This window comes from Streptomyces sp. NPDC059534, from assembly GCF_042743475.1.
GTDB lineage: Bacteria > Actinomycetota > Actinomycetes > Streptomycetales > Streptomycetaceae > Streptomyces.
In genome coordinates, this window is record NZ_JBHWAQ010000130.1 from 1 (window position 1) to 1,915 (window position 1,915).

A 1,915-nucleotide genomic window follows, 5' to 3' on the forward strand; every position below is an offset into this window, starting at 1 on the left:
CGGTCGAAGAACGGGTTTCCGGCCCGCCGGGCGGCCAGCCGGACGTGGGAGAGATCATCCAGCCGGAACGGCTGCTGCACGCGCACGGACCCTCGCATCGATAGCGGGCGGCGATGCCGCCGCGGTCTTGCCTTGTTCACATCCCGCCTCAACGCTCGCTCACGCGGTCAGGTGCCCGCCCGGACAGCCGATGCCGGTTTGGGCTGGTATGCGGTGGTTAGGGTCGGCACACTGAAGGGCAGTATCACGCCGCACAAGCCTGCATGGAGGTGGTGGCGATGCCGCACACCGGCGTTTTCGTCGAGCTGACCCCTGACGGCTACACCGTCACCTGTCCCGGCACCCGCGTCACCGGGCACGGCCCCACCGAAACTGCGGCGTGGAACGACTTCTGGATTGCTTATCGCGCCCAGTGGCAACCGCCCATTCCCCTCACGGCCCCCGACAGCCTGAGCGGCCCGCAGCGTCGGCGCACGATCCGCACGCTGCGCGTCCGTGACCTCTTCGGCTGACACACCGCGCGCGCCGGGCGCCGCCCCCGGCGCGCGGGACAGCCGGCCCTTTCCGGTAGGGAGGCTCGGGATGAGTGCTCATGTCCTCGTGTTCCGTGACGGCTGCCAGGCCGTCGCGTATGTGGCCGGCGAACTCGACATCGCCACCGCACCCCGCGTCCGCCAGGCACTCTGCGACACCATCCACCGCCACGAGCAGGTCACCATCGACCTGGACCGGCTCGACTTCTGCGACTGCGCTGGCCTCAGCGCACTGATCACCGCACAGAAGACCGCCCGCGCGCACGGCACCGCCCTGGCCATCCGGAACATCCCGTACCAGCTCACGCGGCTGCTGCGCTGTATCCCCCACACCCTGCCCATAGAGCTACCGCCCCGTAACGCCTTGTCCGCTCGCGGGTTCCCTGCCGTGGGCAGCGGGTGAGCGCTGCAAAGCGGCGTTTTTACGGCTGTTCAAACATTTCGGCGACCGGCGCCGGGATGGTGTTCACGGCGACGAACAGCACCGGCCGTCCGCAATGCCTTCTGTCGTCGGTGTCGCCCTCGGTCGGCCGACGGCCGAGGACCGCCGGCCCGCCAAGTCAGTGCGGGGTCAGGTGCTTGATCTTGATCCAGTCGCGGGTACGGCGGCCCGGCAGATAGGGACTGGAAAGCCGTTTGGCAACCATCCCGTCGTAGCCCTCGGCGCGGGTCTGCTCGAGCGCCTGGGCGGCCGGCGCGGGCCAGGCAGCGGGTACGGCCAGGTGGGGGCCGGTCAGAGCGAGGTCGTCGAGGAGGTCCCGCCGCGCGGTGTAGGGCAGCTGAACCACCGGCTGGCCCAGGTACAGGATGTCGAAGACCATCAGCCGGACGGGCAAGTCTTTCAGCGCGTGCGTGACGGCGCCGGGGTGGTGCAGGCTCATCCTCTGCTGCAGCCGTTCTACCGACGGCCGGCCGTCGTCGCCCGGGGCGATGATTTCCCCGTCGAGGACCGCTTCCGGCGCGGGCAGCATGCCGGGCAGTTCCTGGAGTTCGGGGTACTGGGCGGTGACGTCCATGCCCGTGGCCGACACCAGTCGCACGCTGCCGTCACTGGGCAGATGGGCCAGGACGCGGGCGCCATTCCAGAGCGTCTCGTACGCGTACTCGGCCTCCGTGTCCCGCCCGGGCGGCGGACCGATCACCGCAAGCATCGGCGACAACAGCACCGGCACAGCGCTGGGCGTGGCGGCCGAGGACAGGTGCCCGCTCATCCCTCCAGTCTGACCCCGGCGACACGCTCCGGCCACCTCACCCCTGGCCCCTCTGGTGAGAGGGGTGAAGTCGGGATGTGGACTGGACGGCCGTGGCGTATGTGTCGTCAGCAGTGCCGCAACCGTGCTCCGCCGCTTGGCGGTATGTCCCGGAATGTGTTCTTGGCCGGT

3 protein-coding genes are annotated in these 1,915 nt (G+C 69.8%); 2 read left to right on the top strand and 1 reads right to left on the bottom strand.

What is annotated here, in order from left to right; genetic code table 11:
• Window positions 1–278: 278 nt before the first annotated feature.
• Both ACFVZH_RS40275 and ACFVZH_RS40280 read left to right on the top strand, forming a co-directional pair.
• Window positions 279–512, top strand: coding sequence for a hypothetical protein (locus ACFVZH_RS40275; RefSeq protein WP_384905607.1), 234 nt, complete (start codon window positions 279–281; stop codon window positions 510–512).
• 70 nt (window positions 513–582) lie between these two features.
• Window positions 583–936, top strand: coding sequence for an STAS domain-containing protein (locus ACFVZH_RS40280; RefSeq protein ID WP_384905609.1), 354 nt, complete (start codon window positions 583–585; stop codon window positions 934–936).
• A gap of 157 nt (window positions 937–1,093) precedes the next feature.
• Here ACFVZH_RS40280 and ACFVZH_RS40285 read toward each other — a convergent pair whose 3' ends face one another.
• A complete protein-coding gene (locus ACFVZH_RS40285; protein WP_384905611.1) occupies window positions 1,094–1,744 on the bottom strand; it encodes a hypothetical protein in 651 nt (216 codons plus the stop codon).
• Window positions 1,745–1,915 lie beyond the last annotated feature (171 nt).